General features: G+C 65.0%; 19 protein-coding genes and 1 pseudogene. 11 read left to right on the forward strand and 9 right to left on the reverse strand.

The window, feature by feature from the left end; genetic code table 11:
• The first annotated feature begins 348 nt into the window (after positions 1 to 348).
• Positions 349 to 747 carry a cupin domain-containing protein gene (locus M8J71_RS04160; protein ID WP_256246733.1) on the forward strand — a complete coding sequence of 133 codons (399 nt, stop codon included), beginning with the start codon at positions 349 to 351 and terminating at the stop codon, positions 745 to 747.
• 221 nt (positions 748 to 968) lie between these two features.
• Here the strand turns inward: M8J71_RS04160 and glgX are convergent, their stop codons facing one another.
• Positions 969 to 3,173: a glycogen debranching protein GlgX gene (glgX, locus tag M8J71_RS04165; protein ID WP_256246734.1), complete on the reverse strand. Its 2,205-nt coding sequence runs from the start codon at positions 3,171 to 3,173 to the stop codon at positions 969 to 971.
• 132 nt (positions 3,174 to 3,305) lie between these two features.
• On the opposite strand from glgX, the gene M8J71_RS04170 reads away from it, so the two are divergent.
• Positions 3,306 to 3,605 carry a putative quinol monooxygenase gene (locus M8J71_RS04170; protein ID WP_256246735.1) on the forward strand — a complete coding sequence of 100 codons (300 nt, stop codon included), beginning with the start codon at positions 3,306 to 3,308 and terminating at the stop codon, positions 3,603 to 3,605.
• A 146-nt stretch (positions 3,606 to 3,751) separates the two neighbouring features.
• Positions 3,752 to 4,639, forward strand: a complete 888-nt coding sequence (locus tag M8J71_RS04175) for a Rieske 2Fe-2S domain-containing protein (protein WP_256246736.1) — start codon at positions 3,752 to 3,754, stop codon at positions 4,637 to 4,639.
• Positions 4,640 to 4,725: 86 nt separating this feature from the next.
• Here the strand turns inward: M8J71_RS04175 and M8J71_RS04185 are convergent.
• From M8J71_RS04185 to M8J71_RS04205, 5 genes and pseudogenes are all read right to left on the reverse strand, one after another.
• Positions 4,726 to 6,337 (reverse strand): annotated as a pseudogene (locus tag M8J71_RS04185) (DUF222 domain-containing protein).
• 395 nt (positions 6,338 to 6,732) lie between these two features.
• Entirely contained in the window at positions 6,733 to 8,049 is a 1,317-nt protein-coding gene (locus tag M8J71_RS04190; RefSeq protein ID WP_256246737.1) for an N-acetylglucosamine-6-phosphate deacetylase, read from the reverse strand.
• 6 nt (positions 8,050 to 8,055) lie between these two features.
• Entirely contained in the window at positions 8,056 to 8,808 is a 753-nt protein-coding gene (locus M8J71_RS04195) for a copper homeostasis protein CutC (RefSeq protein ID WP_256246738.1), read from the reverse strand.
• Complete coding sequence (gene nagB / locus M8J71_RS04200) at positions 8,805 to 9,584, reverse strand: glucosamine-6-phosphate deaminase (RefSeq protein ID WP_256246739.1); 780 nt, start codon at positions 9,582 to 9,584, stop codon at positions 8,805 to 8,807. Before nagB ends, M8J71_RS04195 begins: the two co-directional genes overlap by 4 nt.
• A gap of 53 nt (positions 9,585 to 9,637) precedes the next feature.
• On the reverse strand, positions 9,638 to 10,888 hold the full coding sequence (locus M8J71_RS04205) for a PTS transporter subunit EIIC (RefSeq protein WP_256246740.1): 1,251 nt from the start codon (positions 10,886 to 10,888) through the stop codon (positions 9,638 to 9,640).
• A gap of 230 nt (positions 10,889 to 11,118) precedes the next feature.
• Between M8J71_RS04205 and M8J71_RS04210 the strand changes: the two genes are divergently transcribed.
• Together M8J71_RS04210 and M8J71_RS04215 are read left to right on the forward strand one after the other, a co-directional pair.
• Positions 11,119 to 11,349, forward strand: coding sequence for a glucose PTS transporter subunit EIIB (locus tag M8J71_RS04210; RefSeq protein WP_104043504.1), 231 nt, complete (start codon positions 11,119 to 11,121; stop codon positions 11,347 to 11,349).
• Entirely contained in the window at positions 11,349 to 11,807 is a 459-nt protein-coding gene (locus M8J71_RS04215) for a PTS sugar transporter subunit IIA (RefSeq protein ID WP_256246741.1), read from the forward strand. The genes M8J71_RS04210 and M8J71_RS04215 overlap by 1 nt, the downstream gene beginning before the upstream one ends.
• 20 nt (positions 11,808 to 11,827) lie before the next feature.
• On the opposite strand, the gene M8J71_RS04220 is transcribed toward M8J71_RS04215, so the two are convergent.
• Positions 11,828 to 12,586: a GntR family transcriptional regulator gene (locus M8J71_RS04220; protein ID WP_256246742.1), complete on the reverse strand. Its 759-nt coding sequence runs from the start codon at positions 12,584 to 12,586 to the stop codon at positions 11,828 to 11,830.
• A gap of 191 nt (positions 12,587 to 12,777) precedes the next feature.
• On the opposite strand from M8J71_RS04220, the gene M8J71_RS04225 reads away from it, so the two are divergent.
• From M8J71_RS04225 to M8J71_RS04240, 4 genes are all read left to right on the forward strand, one after another.
• On the forward strand, positions 12,778 to 13,632 hold the full coding sequence (locus M8J71_RS04225) for a hypothetical protein (RefSeq protein ID WP_256246743.1): 855 nt from the start codon (positions 12,778 to 12,780) through the stop codon (positions 13,630 to 13,632).
• A gap of 157 nt (positions 13,633 to 13,789) precedes the next feature.
• Positions 13,790 to 13,993 carry a hypothetical protein gene (locus M8J71_RS04230; protein WP_256246744.1) on the forward strand — a complete coding sequence of 68 codons (204 nt, stop codon included), beginning with the start codon at positions 13,790 to 13,792 and terminating at the stop codon, positions 13,991 to 13,993.
• Positions 13,994 to 14,030: 37 nt separating this feature from the next.
• Complete coding sequence (locus M8J71_RS04235) at positions 14,031 to 14,291, forward strand: hypothetical protein (RefSeq protein WP_256246745.1); 261 nt, start codon at positions 14,031 to 14,033, stop codon at positions 14,289 to 14,291.
• A 1-nt stretch (position 14,292) separates the two neighbouring features.
• The gene (locus tag M8J71_RS04240) at positions 14,293 to 15,255 is read left to right on the forward strand and encodes a threonine/serine dehydratase (RefSeq protein WP_256246746.1); all 963 of its coding nucleotides are present in this window, start codon (positions 14,293 to 14,295) and stop codon (positions 15,253 to 15,255) included.
• Between the two features lie 3 nt (positions 15,256 to 15,258).
• On the opposite strand, the gene M8J71_RS04245 is transcribed toward M8J71_RS04240, so the two are convergent.
• Positions 15,259 to 15,597: a hypothetical protein gene (locus M8J71_RS04245; protein WP_163165915.1), complete on the reverse strand. Its 339-nt coding sequence runs from the start codon at positions 15,595 to 15,597 to the stop codon at positions 15,259 to 15,261.
• A 200-nt stretch (positions 15,598 to 15,797) separates the two neighbouring features.
• On the opposite strand from M8J71_RS04245, the gene M8J71_RS04250 reads away from it, so the two are divergent.
• A complete protein-coding gene (locus M8J71_RS04250) occupies positions 15,798 to 16,751 on the forward strand; it encodes a hypothetical protein (protein ID WP_256246747.1) in 954 nt (317 codons plus the stop codon).
• Between the two features lie 86 nt (positions 16,752 to 16,837).
• Here the strand turns inward: M8J71_RS04250 and M8J71_RS04255 are convergent, their stop codons facing one another.
• Positions 16,838 to 17,479 carry an NADPH-dependent F420 reductase gene (locus M8J71_RS04255; protein WP_256246748.1) on the reverse strand — a complete coding sequence of 214 codons (642 nt, stop codon included), beginning with the start codon at positions 17,477 to 17,479 and terminating at the stop codon, positions 16,838 to 16,840.
• A gap of 269 nt (positions 17,480 to 17,748) precedes the next feature.
• Here M8J71_RS04255 and M8J71_RS04260 point away from each other — a divergent pair, with 269 nt between their 5' ends.
• Positions 17,749 to 19,746: a rhamnogalacturonan lyase gene (locus M8J71_RS04260; RefSeq protein ID WP_305478359.1), complete on the forward strand. Its 1,998-nt coding sequence runs from the start codon at positions 17,749 to 17,751 to the stop codon at positions 19,744 to 19,746.
• Positions 19,747 to 19,776: the final 30 nt, after the last annotated feature.

The following is a 19,776-nucleotide window of genomic DNA, read 5'->3' on the forward strand; positions in this document are numbered from 1 at the left end:
TTAGATTCTGCTTTATGAAAAGTGTAGGGAAGGAGGGGCGGGGGAGTCAAGGGGACTGAAACGAAAGGAGTGCACTGGCGGTTCGCTGGGCACTCGTGGCACGCCGGCCGTGCCCCAAAGAACTTGAGGCCGTTAGGCCCACAGCCGCACAGCACCTGCTGACCATTGACTTCAGGTGCCGCAGGGCTACGGTTATAGATACGCCAGCACGCTCTGGTGAACGGGTGTGCGCCGGGGGCAAGGCGCACGCAGCTACTTGGTCTCGACATTCTTAACCGCTCGCCGGTATCCGAACAGATCGTCCGGCTCGTCGCCGGACGTCCACCTCCATTCATAGGCTGTGTCCGAATGACCGCAAATTTCATCAGAGCTCTAGCAGTTAAGTCGTTTGATGTTCCTGACAGGAAGCGCTGCCCTGACAAGGCGGAGTTCGATCTTGTGACCGTGGATGATTACTCGGTGGCGCGGCTGATCCTCGCGCCGGGCTGGCGCTGGTCGGAATCCGCCAAGCCGGCCGAGCTGACAACTTTTTGCGAGCACCACCACCTCGGCTACTGCATCTCAGGGCAACTGCAAATTGAAACGGCCGAGGGTGGGCGGTCCATGATCCACGCGAACGACACGTATGCGCTTCCTCCCGGCCACGACGAATGGGTGGTGGGGGATGAGCCCTTCGTCGCCGTCGAATTCCTGGGCGCCGCCTCGTTCGGCCGGCCGAGAAGCCACGGGATGCACGCGCTGATCTGACTGCTTTTGGCCAGGACAGGCGTTCCAACGGTCAGGCCGTGGTACCGGCCTGGCGCCTCCTGCGCAGTGCTTCCAGGGCGCCTGTTTTGCCCAAGGCAATCGTCAGCGCAAGCAATACGGTCGGACCTGCTCCGCCGTCCGGCCAAGGGTGGCGGCCAGGATCTGCCGGGCCGGCAAGGCCATCTCGTCCAGGTCGCCCAGATGGCGGAGCCGCCCTGGATTTATCCGCGCCCAGTGACCTCCGTCTTGGGTGACTCCCGCTGTTCCGGTGTTGTAAGCAGCGCTAAGGAAGCGGAGACGGAGTGGTCGGGTTTCTCCGGCGGGGTGGTGTAGGCCCGAAGCACCAGCAGGGACTTTCCTACCAGTTCCACGGTCTCATTGGCGTGGAGGAGGCCCGTGTCCGCGTGTTCACCGGCTGTGTCGATGAGCTGCTCCCAGCTGGGCGAGTATTCCGCGCTGGGCAGCGTGAAAACCACCGGATCGTCGCCTGAATTGCAGTACAGCAGGAAATTGTGGTCACGGATCATGCGGCCGCGGTGGTCCTTGCCCACCGCCGCGCCGTTGTAGAACACACCCAGGGCCCTCGCGAGGGGGTTGTCCCAGTCGCCGGGAACCATGGCAGAAGCATCCTTGTCGAGCCAGACGATGTCCGGCAGTGGCTGGCCGAGGCCACGCAGGACGGGGCGGCCCTGGAAAAATCTGTTGCGGCGGAAGGTGGGGTGCTCCCGGCGCAGCCTGGAGACGGCGGCAAGAAACTCCACCAAGGGCTGGTCCGCTTCCTCCCAGTTGATCCACGAGAGCGGCGAGTCCTGGCAGTAGGCGTTGTTGTTCCCCAGTTGGCTGCGTCCCAGTTCGTCGCCGTGCAGCACCATGGGAACGCCCTGGGAAAGGAGGAGCGTCGCCAGGAAGTTTCGCTGCTGGCGCGCCCGCAGCGCGAGGATGCCGCTGTCCGCGGTGGGTCCTTCCACCCCGCAGTTCCACGAGCGGTTGTGGGACTCGCCGTCGTTGTTATTTTCGCCGTTAGCTTCGTTGTGCTTGGAGTTGTAGGAGACCAGGTCGCGCATAGTGAAACCGTCGTGGGCTGTGACGAAGTTGATGGATGCCACGGGCCGGCGTCCCGAGCTTTCGTAAAGGTCGGAGGAACCTGCCAGACGGGAGGCGAACTCACCCAGTGTGGCCGGTGCGCCGCGCCAAAAGTCGCGGACGGCGTCGCGGTATTTGCCGTTCCATTCTGTCCAAAGGGGCGGAAAGTTGCCTACCTGGTACCCGCCCGGGCCCACATCCCATGGCTCGGCGATGAGCTTCACCTGGGACACCACGGGATCCTGCTGGACGAGGTCGAAGAAACTCGACAGCCGGTCCACCTCGTAGAACTCGCGCGCCAGGGCAGAGGCGAGGTCAAAGCGAAACCCGTCCACATGCATCTCCAGCACCCAGTACCGCAGCGAATCCATCATCAGCTGCAGGGCGTGTGGGTGCCTGACATTGATGGTGTTGCCCGTGCCCGTGTAGTCCAGGTAATGCTGCTTCTCATGGTCAACCAGCCGGTAATACGCCTGGTTGTCGATGCCCTTGAAGGACAGTGTGGGTCCCAGGTGGTTTCCTTCGGCGGTGTGGTTGTAAACGACGTCGAGGATCACCTCGATGCCGGCGGCGTGCAGGGAGCGGACCATCGCCTTGAATTCCTGCACCTGCTGCCCCGGCCTGGTGCTGGAACTGTAGCTCTCGTGCGGGGCGAAGAAGCCGATGGTGTTGTAGCCCCAGTAGTTGCTGAGGCCTTTGTCCTTCAGCGTGCTGTCCTGGACGAACTGGTGAACAGGCATCAGTTCGATCGCCGTCACGCCAAGTTTCTTCAGGTGTTCGATGACGGCGGGGTGGGCGATGCCGGCGTAAGTGCCGCGTTCCCGCTCCGGCACCTCCGGATGGCTCATGGTCAGGCCCTTCACATGGGCTTCGTAGATCAGGCTGTCGCTGTAGGGGATCCGCGGCGGGCGGTCGTGCTGCCAGTCGAAGAACGGGCTGATCACCACGGACCTCATCGTGTTGGGGGCGGAGTCTTCCGTGTTGAAGGTTGTGGGGTCGCCGAAGTTATAGGAGAACATCGGCTGGCCCCAAGTGATATCGCCGGTGGTTGCCTTGGCGTAGGGGTCGAGCAGGAGCTTGTGCGGGTTGAAGCGGAGGCCGCGGGCGGGATCATAGGTGCCCTCCATCCGGTAGCCGTACAGCTGGCCCGGCAGGACATGCGGGAGGTAGCAGTGCCAGACGAAGGCATCCACGGCCTCCAGGCTGATCCGATGCTCCGCGTCGTCGTCGTCGAAGAGGCACAGATGGACGGCGCTCGCCGCCTCGCTGAACACCGCGAAGTTCGTGCCGCTGCCGTCATAGGTGGCGCCCAGCGGATAGGGGCTCCCCGTCCAGACTTCCATGTCCGCCTCCATCCCCGATAAGAGAACTCCATCCAACCACAGCGGTGTGACATCAGCCGGGAGCGGGCGGACGTACGACGACGGCGCGATAGTTTCCCGTTTCTTGTCGGCCCTATGCTGCACACTGTCTCCATGACCTTTGCGAATGTGGGAAGTCTCGGAACCAATCCCGGCCAGCGCGACGCCGTTGTGTCAATCCTGCTCCGGCCCATGGCCGGGCTGAAGGAGGCAGGCTGCCTGCTGTACGAGGTGGGCGTCAATGACGAGGCGCCGGACACGGTGTTTGTGTCCGAACTCTGGGAGTCACCGGAAGCGCACCGGTCCTCCCTTCAGCTGGACGGTGTGCGGGCAGCCATCGCCGAGGCGATGCCCTTGCTCTCCGCTGAGATGGGCGGCCACCAATTCACCGTGCTGGGGTCGCCGCTGCGCTGAACCGCGCCCATCGCGTGGCGCTGCTGCCGCGCACCCCTGTCCCTCGCGTGCGCCAGCAGCTAGGCTCTCGGGCATCGGCTGGACCTTGACAATCGGCTGGATCTGGAGAATCGACTGGACTTTGACGAACGGGGTAAGGGACTCACATGAAACCGCTGCCTGCACTTGAACTTGTTGCCCGGCTGGAAGATGCCAAGTGGCTCGATCCCGTGGCCAAGAAGGTCCGGAAAGTAGTAAAACGCACGATCCGTCCGCAGTGGGCCCGCGACATCCTGCACGGAGTGCCCATCGGCCACCCGGTTCATCCACTCGCTGTTCAGGTTCCCTTGGGTTCGTGGATTTCAGCTGCCGTTCTCGATGCGCTGCCGGGCAATGACCGGGCAGCAATGGTGCTGGTCGGCGTCGGAACTGCCTCTGCCGTGCCTTCCGCGGTGGCAGGTTTTATGGACTGGTCGCAGCTGCACAGCCAGCAGCAGCGGGTGGGCCTGGTCCATGCGGCAGCCAACATTACCGCCGTTAGTCTCTACGGCGCTTCGCTGGTGGCGCGGGCAAATGGCCAGCAGGGCGCAGGCAAGGTGCTCGCCTACACGGGCTTGGGAGTGGTCAGTTTTGGCGGCTTCCTGGGCGGTCATCTCAGCTACCGCCAGGCGGCCGGTGTGAACCACAGCGAGGACATTCCCCACCGCTTCCCCAGCGGGTGGCAGGCCCTCGCCCCGTTGGAGGACCTGCCGCAGGGCAAGCTCCACAAGCGGGTGGTGGCCGGACTGCCGTTGCTCGTTTTCAGGGAGGCGCAGACGGTCAACGTGCTGTCCGACGTCTGCAGCCACCTCTCGGGTCCCCTTCATGAGGGCAAGCTAAAGGGCGCCAACAATAATGACGACGGCGACCCGTGCGTGGTCTGCCCGTGGCACGGCAGCACCTTCTCACTGCGGTCCGGCGAGGTGCAGGCAGGGCCGGCCACTGCCAGGCAGCCGCGGTTTGAAACCCGCGTCACGGGCGGGCTGGTGGAAGTGAACCTTCCCGGCGCTGACTGAGTTTCTTCGTGCGGCTGAACCGGGCTGCTTGGGCGTGAAACGGACACAGCCGCCATAAGCCCGCACCCACCAGCGCGAGAGAGCCCTTAGCTAACTACGTAATCCACAAGAACCGCCTCAAAGTAGCTCTTTTCAGCCTGCCGGAATCCGGGTGGCCATACTGGTGGTTCCCAGTCGGGGTGTTCAGCTTTGTAGTGTCTCCCGGTGGGCGAGATCCAGCCGGGTGGTTCGTTTTGGGTTGCTGTTGTGGGTGTCCAGGTGCCGTGGTGTTTGAGGCGGTGGTGTTTTGGGCAGAGTTGGGCCAGGTTGGTGATTCCGGTGGTTCCGCCGTGGTGCCAGGCGTGGAGGTGGTCGGTGTGGTTGGGTTGCTGTTGTGGGTGTCCAGGTGCCGTGGTGTTTGAGGCGGTGGTGTTTTGGGCAGAGTTGGGCCAGGTTGGTGATTCCGGTGGTTCCGCCGTGGTGCCAGGCGTGGAGGTGGTCGGTGTGGTTGTCCGGGGTGTTGTTGTTGCAGCCGGGGAAAGTGCATTTTCCGTCCCGCAGCTGTAGTGCCTGCTTCATGGCTTTGGTGAGACGGTAGCCGGTCCGTCCGATTTCCAGTGGTGCCCCGTCCCTCGGATCCACCAGGACCCGGTGGAAGGAGGTGGCGCCGTCGGCGAGGAGTTGCCGTGCCATCGAGGCGGGGATGGGTCCGTAGCCGTCCAGTGTCGCGGGTTCGTCGGTGAGGCCCAGCAGTGCGAACACCGGGACGGTGACCAGGACCTGGGCGTTCGGGACCGGGACTGTGGCGATGTCGGCGTACCGCCCGTGACCGGCGTACCCCTTGTCGTCGGCAGGGCCCGCGGGATCGTGTGTGCCGGTGCCGGTCTTGGTGCCTGTGCCGGTGCCGGTGTTGGTGTTGGTGCTGGTCTTGGTGTTGGTGCTGGTGTTTGTTGCGGCCAGGGATGCCAGGCCGATGGCGTTGTCGGGACCGTCGGCGGAGCCGTTTTTGTTGGTGTGTTCGCTGGTTTCCGGGGCGGGGTTGAGGGCCGGTGCTGCGCTGAGGAGCAGGTGGGCGAGGATGTCGGTCCGGAGTTGGGTAAGGGTGCGGGGTTCGTCCGGTCTTTGGGCGCCGCGGGCGAGGGCGGTGATCCTGTTCCAGATGGCTAAGCCCTGGTGGGCGGGGAGGCAGGCGGAGATCCAGGTCATGCCGTCGCGGTCTGGGCTGTGCTCTACTCTCCGGTCGGCGACGCTTTTGGTGTGGCGTTTTTCGAGGGATTCGGGGTGGTGGCGTTCGCGCCAGTTGCGGACTTTGGTCCGGAACCGGGAGGGGACCAGTGTGCCGGCGGCGGCTCCGCGGGCAGGGTTGGGGGCGTCCGGGTCCAGGAAATGGGCGACCAGGTTCGCGGCGCCGGCGGGGCCCAGGCTGTCGGTTTCGTCGGCGATGATCTTGGCGTGCTGCCAGGAGATGGTCCCGACGGAGAGGGCGTCCAGGGCCGGTGCCAGCGGCAGGGAGCAGAGCTGACGGGATTGGGTGACGAGCGCCCCGGCGGCCGGGGCGCTGATAGCCAGGACGGCAGCGATTTCCTCCACCGCTGACATCTCGGCATAGGTCCGCTCGTGCACGGGCGCCTCGGGCGGGGTCATCGCGTGTTGGATGTCGACGGCCTGGGCTGCGTCCCGGGCCTTGAGCGCAGCGAGCTGTGCTTCCAGCCGCGCCACGGCCGCCAACCGGTCCAAACGGAGCTCGTACTTGCGCTGCAGCACGTCAACCCCGGCAGCGGCTGCCGCTGCATCCTCCAAGGACGCATCCTCAAGGAACAGCGCATCGAGGACATCAACAGAGGCCTGAATGCCCTCCATTGCTGCTGTCCCATCCACGCCGTGTCCCATATGAACATCATCCACGAAGGCACTGACATTTTGAGTGCGTGCGGCTGATGGGGTGACCAGTGCAGTGGGCGCGTCGGTAAACAGTCCGTCCGCGGTTGTCTCGCGGCCGCTTGCCCCTGTCCGCACCCCAGCGTCATCTACGCAGGCACTGACTTTTGAGGAGTGCATAGCCGCCAAACGGGGCAGTCAGACAAAATTTCCAACATTCCGAACCGTGCCTGCGGCTAGACGGAGGACTGCAGCCCCGTGACCCACTCGCCCCGGCGCAGGACTCCTGCCAGCTGCAGTTCGGTGTTGACCACCACGATGTCGGCTGGCATCCCTGCCCGCAGGTCACCCGCCTGCAGCGACAATCCCAGGACCGCCGCCGGCACCGCACTGGCTGATGTGATGGCGTCCCTTAACGCAACGCCGGCTGCCACGGCGGTGCGGACAACGTCCAGGAGCGTGGCCGTGCCGCCGGCGATGGCGCCCGTGCCGTTTACCCGCGCTACGCCTCCCTCAACTGTTGCCGTCAGCGTACCCAGCTTGTAGTGGCCGTCCTGCAGGCCGGTGGCAGCCATGGAGTCGGTAACCAGCGCGATGTTGTTTGCTCCCACCAGCTCGAACACCGTCTTCACTGTATCGGGAGCCAGGTGGACGCCGTCGGCAATGAGTTCGACGACGGCGTTCCCGGCGCGGGCGGCGCTGAGGCACGCGGAGACGGGGCCGGGGGAGCGGTGGTGCAGGCTGGGCATCGCGTTGAAGAGGTGCGTGACGGTTGGGCGCCGGCCCCCGCGTGCCGTTTCCGGGCTTGGCTCCACGGAAGGGTCTGGCTCCACGGAAGGCTCCGGTGCTGCGGCAAGCGCGGGCGCCAAAGAAAGCCCTGCGGCAGCCCGCTCCAAAAACGAGGCGGCGGCCGGGTGATCTGCGGCGGTGTGCCCCAGGGACGGAATGACGCCGCGGCCAGAAAGCAGGTCCGCCAGTTCCCCGGCGCCCGGCAGTTCCGGGGCCAGCGTCATGGAAGCCAGGGAAGGGCCCGCCGCCTCGAGCAGTTCGGCCATCAGCCCCGCATCAGGTTCCAGCAGCAGCGAGGGGTCATGCGCCCCGCACTGCCCCGGTGAGAGGAAGGGGCCCTCCAGGTGTGACCCCGCGACCAGCCCTTCCTCCGTTACCGTCCGCAGCGCCTTGAGGCTACGAAGCAGGTCTGCGGGCGCTGCCGTCACCAGGCTGGCCAGCAGCGTAGTGGTGCCCCGCCCATGCAGGTAGCGGGCAGCAGCACGGGCGCCCTCCACGGAACCTTCCGAAAAATCCGACCCGTGGGCGCCATGGCAGTGCAGGTCCACCAGGCCCGGCATCAGGATGTGGCCCGCACCCTTTCCGGCGGCACTCCCGTCGGCGGCATTCCCGTCGGGCGCACCCACGTCCCCTGCAGCCTCCCCACGGAAGCCCGACGCCGGTCCGGCGTAGGTGATGTGCCCGCCGTCCACCGCTACCAGGCCGTCCTCGATGTCCATGCTCCCGGACACAATCCGGCCCCGAAGTATCAGTTCCTCGCCCATAAGTGGTCAGCCTCCTGCTGCAAGCGCTGCTGCCATACTGGCAGCGAGTAAGGGATCAGCGGCATTCGCCCTGGTCCCGGTGGAATGGTCGTAGTTCCGCGCCGAAGTGTGAACGGCATGGACTCCGCTGCGGACCAGCGCGGACATCAGTTCCAGCCGGACGCCCCCTCCAGCCATGATCTGTAACGACGGCGCGTGGTCCCGTCCCAGCTCCACCAGCCGGGCCAGCATCGGCAGTCCCGCCGTGCAGTCGGCGCTTCCGCCGCTGGTCAGCACACGGCTGACTCCGCCATCGTGCAGCCGGGCAAGTGCATCGGCAGGGTCCACGCCTGCGGCGAGAGCCGCGTCGAACGCCCGGTGGAACGTCACCTCCGCAGCTGGACTGTGGTTGCGTGCCACGTCTGAAACCCGACGAAGCGCTGCAACGTCGGGTCCGCCGTCGTCCGCCAACATGCCCACCACGACGCCGGCGGCCCCGGCAGCCAGCGCCGCAACGACGTCGCGCTCCAGCACCTCAAGCTCCTCGGCGTTGTAGGCGAAGCTGCCCGGGCGGGGGCGGACCAGCACATGGACCGGAAGACCCACCCCACACGCCTGCTCCACGGTTCCGATGCTCGGGGTGATCCCGTCAGTTTCGGTGAGGGCCGCGCAAAGTTCCACCCTCGCGGCGCCCACCGATGCTGCTAACCGCACGCCCTCGGCACTCTCCACCGCCAGCTCGAGCTGCGGCGTCCGGGGCGTGCCCGGGGCCGCGCTCAAAGTCCCTGCCAGGCAGGTTTCCGCCCGAACGTGTCCTGGTAGTACTCGCGGTGGGCCAGCCTGGACGCCGCAGCCTCGTCCAGCAGGACGGTGACGTGCGGGTGGAGCTGGAGCGCGGAGGCAGGGCACACCGCCGCCACCGGACCTTCCACGGCCGCCGCGATCGCCTCTGCCTTGGCCTCGCCCATGGCCAGCAGCAGAAGGTGCCGGGCTTCGCGGATGGTGCCCAGCCCCTGGGTCAGCACATGGTCCGGAACATCCGCCGGATCCTCGAAGAAGCGGGCGTTGTCCTGCCGTGTCTGCTGGGTCAGTGTCTTGATCCGGGTCCGCGAGCCCAGCGAGGACATCGGCTCGTTGAAACCCACGTGCCCGTCCGTTCCGATGCCCAAAATCTGGATGTCCACCCCGCCTGCTGCCGCAATCGCGGCCTCGTACCGGCCTGCCTCGGCTTCGAGATCCTCCGCTACACCGTCCAGGCCGTGGACAGCGCCCGCGGGGAAGTCCACACTGTCCACGAACTCCTCCCGGATCACCGCATGGTAGGACTGGGGATGCGTGCTGGGCAGGCCCACGTACTCGTCCAGGAGGAAGGCCTGCGCCCCGGCAAAACTCAATCCGCCGTTTCGGTGCCGCGCAATGAGTTCCTGGTAGGTGCCGAGCGGTGTTGAGCCCGTGGCCAGGCCAAGGACGGACGGGCCGCTGCGGACCTGCTGTTCGATGGCGTCTGCGGCAGTGCGGGCCACATCTGCGGGAGCGGGAAGGATGACGATTTCCATGATGTTCAGTGCTTTCGGTTGCTGTGGCTTTTGGGTGGCGGCTGGCCTGCGGCTTACTTGGCCGCGTCAGTCTCCACGGTGACCTCGTCGTCCTCCCGGCCGGGCGTCCGCAGGTTCCAGCGCTTGATGACGATGGAGAAGAGGAAGTAGTAGATCACCGCGTAGCCCAGGCCGATGGGGATTAGGAGCCAGCCGTTCTCCGACTTGCCGAAGTTGAGGATGAAGTCGATCAGCCCGGCGGAGAACGTGAACCCGTGGTGGATGTCCAGCGCGTTGACCAGGGCCATGGAGGTTCCGGTCAGGGCAGCATGGACGATGTAGAGCGGGAAGGCAACGAACATAAAGGAGTACTCGAGCGGTTCCGTGATGCCGGTCAGGAATGCCGTGAGGGCGGTGGAGAGCATGATGCCGCCCACAATCTTCTTCTGCGAAGGCTTGGCGTGGCGCCAGATGGCCAAGGCGGCAGCCGGAAGGCCGAACATCATGATGGGGAAGAACCCGGTCATGAAGATGCCCGCGCTGGGGTCGCCGGCAAAGAACCGGTTGAGGTCGCCGCGGACCAGTTGGCCGGAGGCGTCGGTGTAGTCGCCGATCAGGAACCAGACGGCGGAGTTCAGGATGTGGTGCAGCCCTGCAGGGATGAGCATGCGGTTGGCAAAGCCGTAGACTCCGCCGCCGGCAACGGCATTGCCTGCCACGGCCTCACCTACGGCTGAAAGGCCTGCATTGAAGAACGGGTAGACAAAGGCCAGGGCGACGCCGGCCACCAGGCTGGCGACGGAGGTCAGGATTGGCACCAGGCGCCGGCCGCTGAAGAAGCCCAGGAAGTCAGGAAGCTTGGTGCGGTAGAACCGCTGCCAGAGCATTGCGGAAAACAGGCCCACCACAATGCCGGCGAGGACGCCGTAGTTGATCATGGCCGGCTTGCCCGCCGGATCCACCTGTCCCACAAGTACCAGCGGGGACATCGCCTTGAAGACGCCGTCAATCACCATGTAGCCCACCACCGCCGCCAACGCGGTGGATCCATCAGCTTTCTTGGCCCAGCCGATGGCAATACCCACCGCAAAGATCAGCGGGAGCCAGGTGAAGACGGCGTTGCCTGCCGCCGAGATGACCGCCGCGCCCCCTTCGAAGCCGGGGATGGCTCCCAGCAGATCGGCCTGGCCGATGCGCAGGAGGATGCCTGCCGCGGGCAGGACGGCGATGGGGAGCATGAGGCAGCGGCCAAGGCGCTGCAGGGTCGCGAAAACCCTGTTTGGCTTCTTCTCCGGAGCCAGGGCGGCGGTATCAGATGTTGACATGGTTGCACCTCTGCGGGGTCGGTGGGGCTTGTGGAGTGATGGGGTGAGCCGGTACTGTCTGGTTATGACCAGTTCAGTGTGATCCATCCCACGAGTGCCTGTCAAGGCAGTGGATAAGCTGCCGGGCTATTCAAAAGTCCGGGCGATGGACGCCATAATTGGTCGCACTTGGGCCGCCGGCCCCGGTGATGAGTCAGTGCTCCGAGCGGGCACCGTCAGAAAGGGCAGCCATGTCCAAAGCAGAAAAGATCATTGAAGGCCTCGGCGGAGCCGGCAACATCGTCGAAATCGAAGCCTGCATCACCCGCCTTCGCACGGAGGTCAAAGACGGCTCGCTCGTCAACGAAGCCACCCTCAAAGCCGCCGGAGCCCACGGCGTCCTGGCTGCTGGGACTGCCGTCCAGGTCATTGTGGGGCCCGAGGCTGACAACCTGGCCGAGGACATCGAGGACCTCCTCTAGTGGCGCAGTCCCTGGTTGTCCATTCGCCCATTAGCGGCAGGGTGCTTCCCCTCGCGGAGGTTCCGGACCCCGTGTTCGCGGGTCAGATGGTGGGGTCCGGCGCCGCCGTCGAACCGCCTTCGGGCGAGATGTTCGACGTCGTATCCCCGGTGGCGGGAAAGGTGATCAAGCTCCTGCCGCATGCGTTTGTTGTGGTGGAGTCGTCCGGGCGGGGTGTCCTGACCCACGTGGGCATTGACACGGTCAAGCTCAAGGGCGAAGGCTTCAAGCTGCTCATTGCGCAAGGGGACACTATTGATGCTGGCGCTCCCGTTATGCGCGTGGACCCCACCGCCGCCCTGGCGGCGGGGTACTCGATGGTGAGTCCCGTCGTCGTCCTTGACACGAAACCCGACACCGCAACGTTGGTCGCATCCGGCACTGTAGCCGCCGGGGCCAGCCTCTTCTCGCTCGACTAGCGCGAAGGCCGGGCCGGTTCCTAGAGCCGGACCTCCATGTTGAGGGAGTAGCGGTCCGAGCGGTACCAGGAGCGCGAATGCTCGATGGCCAGCAGCCCTGAATAGGAAACGCGGTCGAACGCCAACACCGGCGCACCCGTTCCGGTGCCGAGGAGCGCCCCGACGTCCGCCGGGGCGCCCTCGGACCGGACGCTCTGCCGCGCCCGGTCAATCTGGTGGCCCAGCTGCGCCGCAAGTGCCTTGTAAACCGATCCCGTCAGGTCGATGTCCAGCAGCCCCCGGACGTGTTCGGGGTTATACCAGGCGTCATCCACGCTGACCGGCCGGCCGTCCGCCAGCCGGAGCCGCTTGAGGTGGATGGCCTCGGATCCCGGAGCCAGGCTTAGGGCGTCGGCGGTGTCATCGGGGGCGGCAGCGGCCTCCGCTACCAGCACAACGGTGCTGGGCACGTGCCCCATCGCCTCCATTTCCTGGGTGAATGAGGCCAGGTGCAGGGTGGACTGCACGGGGGAATCGGCAACGAAAGTGCCCTTCGCGGGGACGCGGACCAGGTGGCCCTCGTTGACCAGCCGCCCGATGGCGGCGCGCACTGTAATCCGGCTAACGCCATAGGAGTCCATCAGGGTCCGCTCGCTGGGAAGCCGGGCGCCGGGCTCCAGTTCCTCCTTGGCCAGCCTGAGGATGATCAGGCGCAGCTGCTCATGCTTGGGGACCTGGGAATTGTTGATGGCCGCGCTCGCCGCCGGAGCGCTGCCCCCTTGTGCTACTGTGGCTGGCACGTCAGGCCCCTCCAATCCGTGGAGCGGTCCGGTAAGGACCACTGCTTCGGATTATTCCACAGCCTGCTTGCCCAGGATGCACTGGGTTGCGTGGGCTGAAAGTTGCCGCGCCGGTATTTCCTGCATCAGCGAAAACCCTTTAGTGTTAATAACACTAAGCATGCTTCCTATCTCACAAGGGGTTGTACCTGATGCGAAAAGTACCTGCGCTTGGATTGATGACAGCAGCGATGATTGCCCTCGCGGGTTGCACAGGAGGCGGTGGTGGTTCTGCGAGCCCCACGGCCACCGAAACGGCGAGTGCCTCGGCAACGGCAGAAGCAAAGGTCTACTCGGAAGACGAGCTGCGCGAGCTGATCTCGGGCATGAAGGATGAGGACGGCAACGAACTCAAGCTGTACTCCAAGGAGCAGGTGGACCAGGGCGGCAACATCGCCAACCTGCTCTTGAGCACGGCGACTGTTGATCCTGAAGACTGCAAGGACATCGCCACCGCAGGGCTGCTGGACACAGTCGAAAGCGGTGAGATCGCCGTCGCGCTGTCAGAAGGCGACCAGCCCCGCACCGTGTCTGCGCAGTCGGGCAGCGAGGGGCCTGACGCCGTCGAGGTCTTGGACGAGATCAGCGGCAAGATGGACCAGTGCGCCACGTTCTCCGTCACGGCGCTGGGGCAGACCTACGAGGTCACCAGCGAGGAGCTCCAGGCTGACACGGATGCCGAAAAGACCTTCGGCACGCTGAGCACCCGCAGCGGGGAGAACCAGCAGAAGCTGATGCAGGTATCCGCCGCCGAGGGCAGGCTGCTGGTGGTCGCCACCAAGAGCGGTGCCAACCTCGGCGATCCTGACCAGAAGGAACTCGAGGACCTGATCAACGAGGTGCTCCAGAAGGCCGACGGCGGCAGCGCAACTTCCAGCCCGACGTCCACCAGCACCTCCGGTTCCGCCAGCACGTCGTCACCGAGCGGTTCGGCGTCACCTGAGGCAACAGAGACCGAGACTGAAGAGGCCGAGACGTCCTCCGCTTCGCCGACGGCCACGCCTTAGGGCTGGTTCTGGTAACAAGTGGCAGGGCGGGCAGGACATGGATGGTCCTGCCCGCCCGTCTGTGCTGGGAGCTGGTTTGCAGAAAGCGGGACGGGCTGAGGGGTCAGCACCGTACACTGAACCAACCAATACCCAGCATGAAGACATGGCGGACTCAATGAGCGATAAGCTGCACCTCACTCCGGAAGACCAGTTCCCGGCGGATCTGGAAACAGTTCCGGACCACGAATTGCAGGTACTGGACAGCCAAGTCCAACGCCAGCTGGATCACGAAGTGGTGGTTGACGGCGAACCGAACCCCGAAACCGAGTTCCGCCACTACGAACTGGACGAAGAATTCAACGACCGCGACAAACGCTGACGCGCCGGCTCGCGGGCGGTAGGTGAAAGGCAGGATCATGACCACTTCGAATGAGGAACCCCCGAACACCGCCGACCTTCGTGGTCCGGGTGACCCCGACGAGGCCGCGCAGGTGACGCAGGCTCCGCAGAGCGGCCAGCACCCGGAGCTGCCCGGTGCCAGCAATATCCGCGAAGAGCAGCAGGGGCACGCTGCCGGTACTGTTCCGGCCTCGTACTCAGGAAGCGGCGAACCGCCGCAGGAGCACAAACCCGAGGAAGCCCTGGCCGAGCCGGGAAGCTGGGACGACGAAGTCTGAGGTGATTACCCGCGCCGATGTGGATGACGCGGCACAGCGGACAGCAGGACTCACCCGACTGACGCCTGTCCTGCAGGCCGACCCGGGCGCGTTCCCCGGCGATGTGTGGTTCAAGTGCGAATTTCTGCAGCACACCGGCACTTTCAAGGCCCGCGGCGCGCTGAACCGCCTTTTTGCGAGCAAAGAGCGCGGTGAGCTGAAGTCTGACGTCGGAGTGGTGGTGGCCTCCGGAGGCAACGCCGGACTGGCCAACGCATACGCGGCAGCCCAACTGGGAGTGCCCGCAACCGTGTTTGTCCCGGCTGCCGCTCCGGCCGTGAAGGTGCGGAAGCTCGAAGCGATCGGAGCCGCGGTAATCCAGGGCGGAGCCGAATACGCCGTGGCCTACCAGGCGGCTGTGGCCCACGCCCAGGAAACGGGTGCTGTTTACTGCCACGCCTATGACCAGCCCGAAATCGCGGCCGGCGCCGGAACCGTGGGGACGGAGCTGCTGGAGCAGATAGCCGGGGTGGACACCGTGCTGGTGGCTGTGGGCGGCGGCGGACTAATGGCTGGAATCGCCGCGGCCGTGGAAGGCCACGCCAAGGTCGTGGGCGTCGAACCGGAAAACGCGCCGACGCTCCACGCGGCACTTGCCGCCGGGGAACCTGTTGACGTGGCGGTATCCGGCATCGCTGCTGATTCCCTGGGAGCCCGACGCATCGGGGACATCGGCTTCTCCGTCGCGGTCCGCGCCGGCGTCGTCAGCGTCCTGGTATCCGACGCCGACATCGTCGCCGCACGTTCGCTGCTGTGGAACGACTATCGCATCATGGTGGAACACGGAGCTGCCGCCGCCTACGCTGCCCTCACCGCGGGGGCTTACATGCCGAAGCCAGGGGAGCGCGTTGCGGTGGTTTTGTGCGGTGCGAATACGGACCCGGCCACCTTCCAGGAAGGGCAGCCGGGCCCGGCCAAAGAGTAGGGCTTAGCTGCAGAACTGGCTGTAGGTGCTGCCAGCCTGCTCGTAGCCGGCCTGGAGCTCGGAAAGCTTGGCCTCGTCCGGTGTTTCCTTTGCCTGCTCGTCCGTGTACTCAAGGATCGACTGAAGTGCGGGCTTGAGGTCATCGGAGGCAACGGCATGGATGGGACGGATCTGGTTGGCCAGCCGGTTCATGCCCGTCTTGCCGGCGTTGTTCGCGGGGTTGGATACAACGCTCTGGATCCGCTCGCAGGTTTCCGCGGTGGAGAGCTGGTTCGAAGCGGTGCAGGCTGTGGCGGAAAGAACGAGTCCGGCAGCGAACAGGGCTGTGGTGAGTTTCTTCATGGGTCCCTCAGTAGTTGATTGAGGTTTTGATTGTAAGCAGAATCCGGGACACGGTGCTGGTCTACCCTGCCTGCGGCCGGGACTATGAAGGGGGCATCAGGCTCTGGCGGGCCTTCCGGCAGGTGCTTAAACTGGCATCACCATCGTGCGGAGCTGCCGCAGATTGGGCCCCGCGCATCAGCCCAATGCAAGGAAGCATCATGCGCCGAACAGCACTGCGCCGAACCGTACAGCGCCGAACCGCAGCCGGATTCATCGCTCTTTTGGCACTGCTGTTACCCACGGCAATGCCGGCCACGGCATCACCGCCTTCCGGGGACGATGTCATAGTTCTCCAGGGCGCCAAATCAGCCGAGGGCATTGCGGCAGGAAAGGAAACAACTTTTTACGCCGGAGAACTGATGACCGGCGATATCTTCCGTGGCGACATCCGTGAAGGAAAGGCCAAGCGTTTCATTGACGCGCCGGAGGGCAGGATGGCCGTCGGAATGAAGGCGGACGTCCGGAACGACCTGCTGTTTGTGGCCGGTGGGTCCAAGGGGAAGGCATACGTCTACAACACCGAAACGGGCGACGCCGTCAAGGAATATGATCTGTCCCCCGGGTTCATCAATGACGTAACCCTCACCCCGGACGGCGCCTGGTTCACCAATTCGGCTGCGCCAGAGCTCTACTTCATTCCGGTTAGCCGTGAGGGCAAGCTGGGCAAAGCGGACGATGTGGAGACACTGAAGGTAGGCGGCGAGGCAGGGGAACCATTGCAACCTAACCAGTTCGGATTTAACGGCATTGCAGCTGCAGCAGAAGACGACGACGTACTCATTGTCGCCCACACGCAGAACCAAGCCCTCTATGCCGTTGACCGGGACACCGGCAAAAGCAGCAGGATTGAAGGACCGGACCTGAAGTTCGTGGACGGGATCCTGGTGAAGGGCGATACCGTATGGGCGGTCCAGAACAGGGCCAACCAGATCAGCCGGCTGGAGCTCTGCGACGACCTGTCCTCTTTCGAAGTTGAGGACGTCATCACGAGCAAGCACTTTGACATCCCGACGACGGTTGCCAGGTTTGGCGATACCCTCGCCGCCGTCAATGCGCAGTTCATGCGCCCTGCCAGCCCGCATGAAGTGGTGCTGGTTCCTGCGTGGGACTAGCGGGCCAAAGATTGGCTGGCAGCTAACGTCGCCCTTGGAGCCGTCTGCTGCCAGCCAGTTTTGTATATCCGGGATGGACAGGGGCCCTAGATGGTCCGCGGCGCCTTGGCGAGGTTGTCCTTCAGTTCCTGTGCGTTCTGCCGCACCCCATACGCCGGCCGGTCGCGCTCCACTCGCCAGCTCTCCTCCAGCAGCCCGACGTTCACCGCATCGAAGCCGAATTCGTCATAGAGGCGGGTGACCAGCTCGGCCGCTTCCGGGTAATCGCTGGCGGTTGCGAGCGCGCGCCGGTTCTCCGTGCCCACCGGCGTCCCGTCCGTGGTGATTTGGCCAGCCCCAATGTGGTTGAAGCCCTTGGCCACCTTCGATTCCGGCAGGTGCTCCTGCAGCAGCCCGGAGGTGATGGCTTCCCCGTTGTCCAGGGCCGGGATATGGCCGTCGCGTTCCCAGTAGTAGTTGTTGGTGTCGATGACGATCTTGCCGGCCAGCGGCTCCGCGGGAATGTCCTTGTAGTTCTTGAGGGGAACAGTGACCACGGCGAAATCGCCGGCCGCTGCTGCTTCTGCCGCTGTGGCTGCCCGTGCCTTGGGGCCTAGTTCCGCGGCCAGCCCGGACAGGGTTTCCGGGCCTCGGGAGTTGCTGATGACTATGTCGTAGCCCAGCTCCACCGCCTTCCGCGCGATCTGGCTTCCAATGTGTCCTGCACCAATGATTCCGATTGTTGTCATGTCCGGCCCAACTCCGCTGTGGCCGCAGATATTTCCGCACCTCCGGTACTCATAACGAAACGCAATGGAACAAATTCTCCCACTAAGCAACGCAAAAATCCTTGACCCGCCCCCTCCGGCACTGATAAACCAGTAGGGCAGAAAGCGTTTTCCGCGCGTCGCCAGCCAAGCCCCACTTTCCCTAATGGGGCCCCGGCTGACGATCAGTGAAACGTTCCAAACTGTCGTGCGGCAGTCTCAGCTGCCGCCGCATCAAAGGAGATGTTCTCTTGCTCTATCCTTCACAATGTTCCCGTCCGTCCCGGGCCGGCCGCGCCTGGAAAGCTGCTCCGCTGGCGGCGGCAGCCTCGCTCACGGCCGCCGCGCTGGCGTTCACAGGCGTGCCCCTGGCCCAGGCAAACCCCAGTACCGCACCCGGGCAGTCCGGCAAGGCAGGGCTCCAGCGCCAGGTGGAGAACCTGGACCGGGCACCTGTGGCTGTACTGACGGACCAGGGCGTCACCCTGGGCTGGCGCATGCTGGGCCTGGACAAGGACAGCGTCGGCTTCCACGTGATCCGCGACGGCGTCCAGCTCACCGATGAGCCCATCCGGAACACCACCACCTACGTCGACCCGGCCGGAACCGCAGACTCGAAGTACGTCATCAAGACCGTGGGCAACGGAAACGGGCAGGACAAGCTCAGCACCGAGTTCACCCCGCTGGCCCAGAACTACCTCGCCATTAAGCTGGACAAGCCGGCCGACGGCGTCGGCAAGGACGGAAAGCCCTACACCTACACGGCCAACGACGCCACCACGGCTGACCTGGACGGCGACGGCAGTTACGAGATCGTCCAGCTCTGGAACCCCTCCAACGCGCAGGACAACTCGAAGTCCGGCTACACGGGCAACGTGTATGTTGACGCCTACAAGATGGACGGCACCAAGCTGTGGCGCATCGACCTGGGCCGCAACATCCGTGCCGGTGCGCACTACACGCAGGTGCTCGCCTACGACTTCGACGGCGACGGCAAGGCTGAAGTATCCATGAAGACGGCGGACGGCACCAAGGACGGGGCCGGAACCGTGATCGGCGACCCCGCCGCGGACTACCGCAACAGCGGTGGCTACGTGCTGTCCGGGCCGGAGTTCCTTACGGTGTTCAACGGCGCCACCGGCACCATCATGGACACCGTGCCTTACGATCCTCCGCGCGGCAACGTCAGCTCCTGGGGTGACGGCTACGGCAACCGTGTGGACCGTTTCCTGGCGGGCGTCGCGTACCTTGACGGCGAGCGGCCGTCCATGATGTTCAGCCGCGGCTACTACACCCGCACAGTCCTGGTCACCTATGACCTGGTGGACGGCAAGCTGGTGAAGCGCTGGACGTTCGACTCGGACACCGCCGGCCCCGAATACAAGGGTCAGGGCAACCACAACCTCTCTGTTGCGGACGTGGACCAGGACGGCAAGGACGAGTTCGTCTTCGGCTCCATGACCATCGACGACGACGGAAAGCCGCTGTACAACACGAAGCTGGGCCACGGCGACGCCATCCACACCAGCGACCTGGATCCGTCCCGCCCGGGCCTGGAAACCTTTGCCGTTCACGAGAGCATGAGCCAGAGCGGCAACCGTGGCGCCACCTTCCGTGACGCCGCTACCGGCGAGATCCTTTGGAGCATTCCCGCCACCCGGGACACCGGCCGCGGCGCCGCCGGGGACATTGATCCCCGCTACGCCGGTGCTGAGGGTTGGGCTGTTGGCGGGGACGCTGCGTGGAACTCCCCGGTAGGCCAGCTTCGTTCGGCCAAGGGCGAGCTGATTGCCAACAAGATCCCGGCTGCCAACTTCATGGCCTGGTGGGACGGTGACCTGCTCCGCGAGACCGTGGACCACGACTTCGATGCCGCAACGCAGGTGGGTGTGCCCACCATTTCCAAGTGGAACTGGGAAACCGAGACCAGCGACCGCCTGCTGACGGCTGCCGGCGCCAGGACCAACAACGGCACCAAGGGCAACCCGTCGCTCCAGGCGGACCTCCTGGGTGACTGGCGCGAGGAACTCGCCTTCCCGTCGTCGGACAGCACCGAGCTGCGGATCTACACCAGCACCTCGCCCACCGAGGTCCGGCTCCGCACCCTCATGCATGACCCGATGTACCGGACGGGCGTGGCACGCGAAAGCGTCGCGTACAACCAGCCGCCGCACCCGAGCTTCTTCATTGGTGAGGGTATGGAAACCCCGGCCGCGCCGTCCGTGAAGTACGCCGGCACGGACCAGTAGCACCAGAACAGCGAAGCGCCGCCCGCCTCC

Origin of the sequence: Pseudarthrobacter sp. R1, from assembly GCF_024494415.1 — a bacterium.
Lineage (GTDB): Bacteria > Actinomycetota > Actinomycetes > Actinomycetales > Micrococcaceae > Arthrobacter.

Coding starts and splice junctions, on each gene's coding strand:
- M8J71_RS04160 (WP_256246733.1), top strand. CDS start 349: ATGACCGCAAATTTCATCAGAGCTCTAGCAGTTAAGTCGTTTGATGTT.
- glgX (WP_256246734.1), bottom strand. CDS start 3,173: ATGGAAGTCTGGACGGGGAGCCCCTATCCGCTGGGCGCCACCTATGAC.
- M8J71_RS04170 (WP_256246735.1), top strand. CDS start 3,306: ATGACCTTTGCGAATGTGGGAAGTCTCGGAACCAATCCCGGCCAGCGC.
- M8J71_RS04175 (WP_256246736.1), top strand. CDS start 3,752: ATGAAACCGCTGCCTGCACTTGAACTTGTTGCCCGGCTGGAAGATGCC.
- M8J71_RS04190 (WP_256246737.1), bottom strand. CDS start 8,049: ATGGGCGAGGAACTGATACTTCGGGGCCGGATTGTGTCCGGGAGCATG.
- nagB (WP_256246739.1), bottom strand. CDS start 9,584: ATGGAAATCGTCATCCTTCCCGCTCCCGCAGATGTGGCCCGCACTGCC.
- M8J71_RS04205 (WP_256246740.1), bottom strand. CDS start 10,888: ATGTCAACATCTGATACCGCCGCCCTGGCTCCGGAGAAGAAGCCAAAC.
- M8J71_RS04210 (WP_104043504.1), top strand. CDS start 11,119: ATGTCCAAAGCAGAAAAGATCATTGAAGGCCTCGGCGGAGCCGGCAAC.
- M8J71_RS04225 (WP_256246743.1), top strand. CDS start 12,778: ATGCGAAAAGTACCTGCGCTTGGATTGATGACAGCAGCGATGATTGCC.
- M8J71_RS04230 (WP_256246744.1), top strand. CDS start 13,790: ATGAGCGATAAGCTGCACCTCACTCCGGAAGACCAGTTCCCGGCGGAT.
- M8J71_RS04235 (WP_256246745.1), top strand. CDS start 14,031: ATGACCACTTCGAATGAGGAACCCCCGAACACCGCCGACCTTCGTGGT.
- M8J71_RS04245 (WP_163165915.1), bottom strand. CDS start 15,597: ATGAAGAAACTCACCACAGCCCTGTTCGCTGCCGGACTCGTTCTTTCC.
- M8J71_RS04250 (WP_256246747.1), top strand. CDS start 15,798: ATGCGCCGAACAGCACTGCGCCGAACCGTACAGCGCCGAACCGCAGCC.
- M8J71_RS04255 (WP_256246748.1), bottom strand. CDS start 17,479: ATGACAACAATCGGAATCATTGGTGCAGGACACATTGGAAGCCAGATC.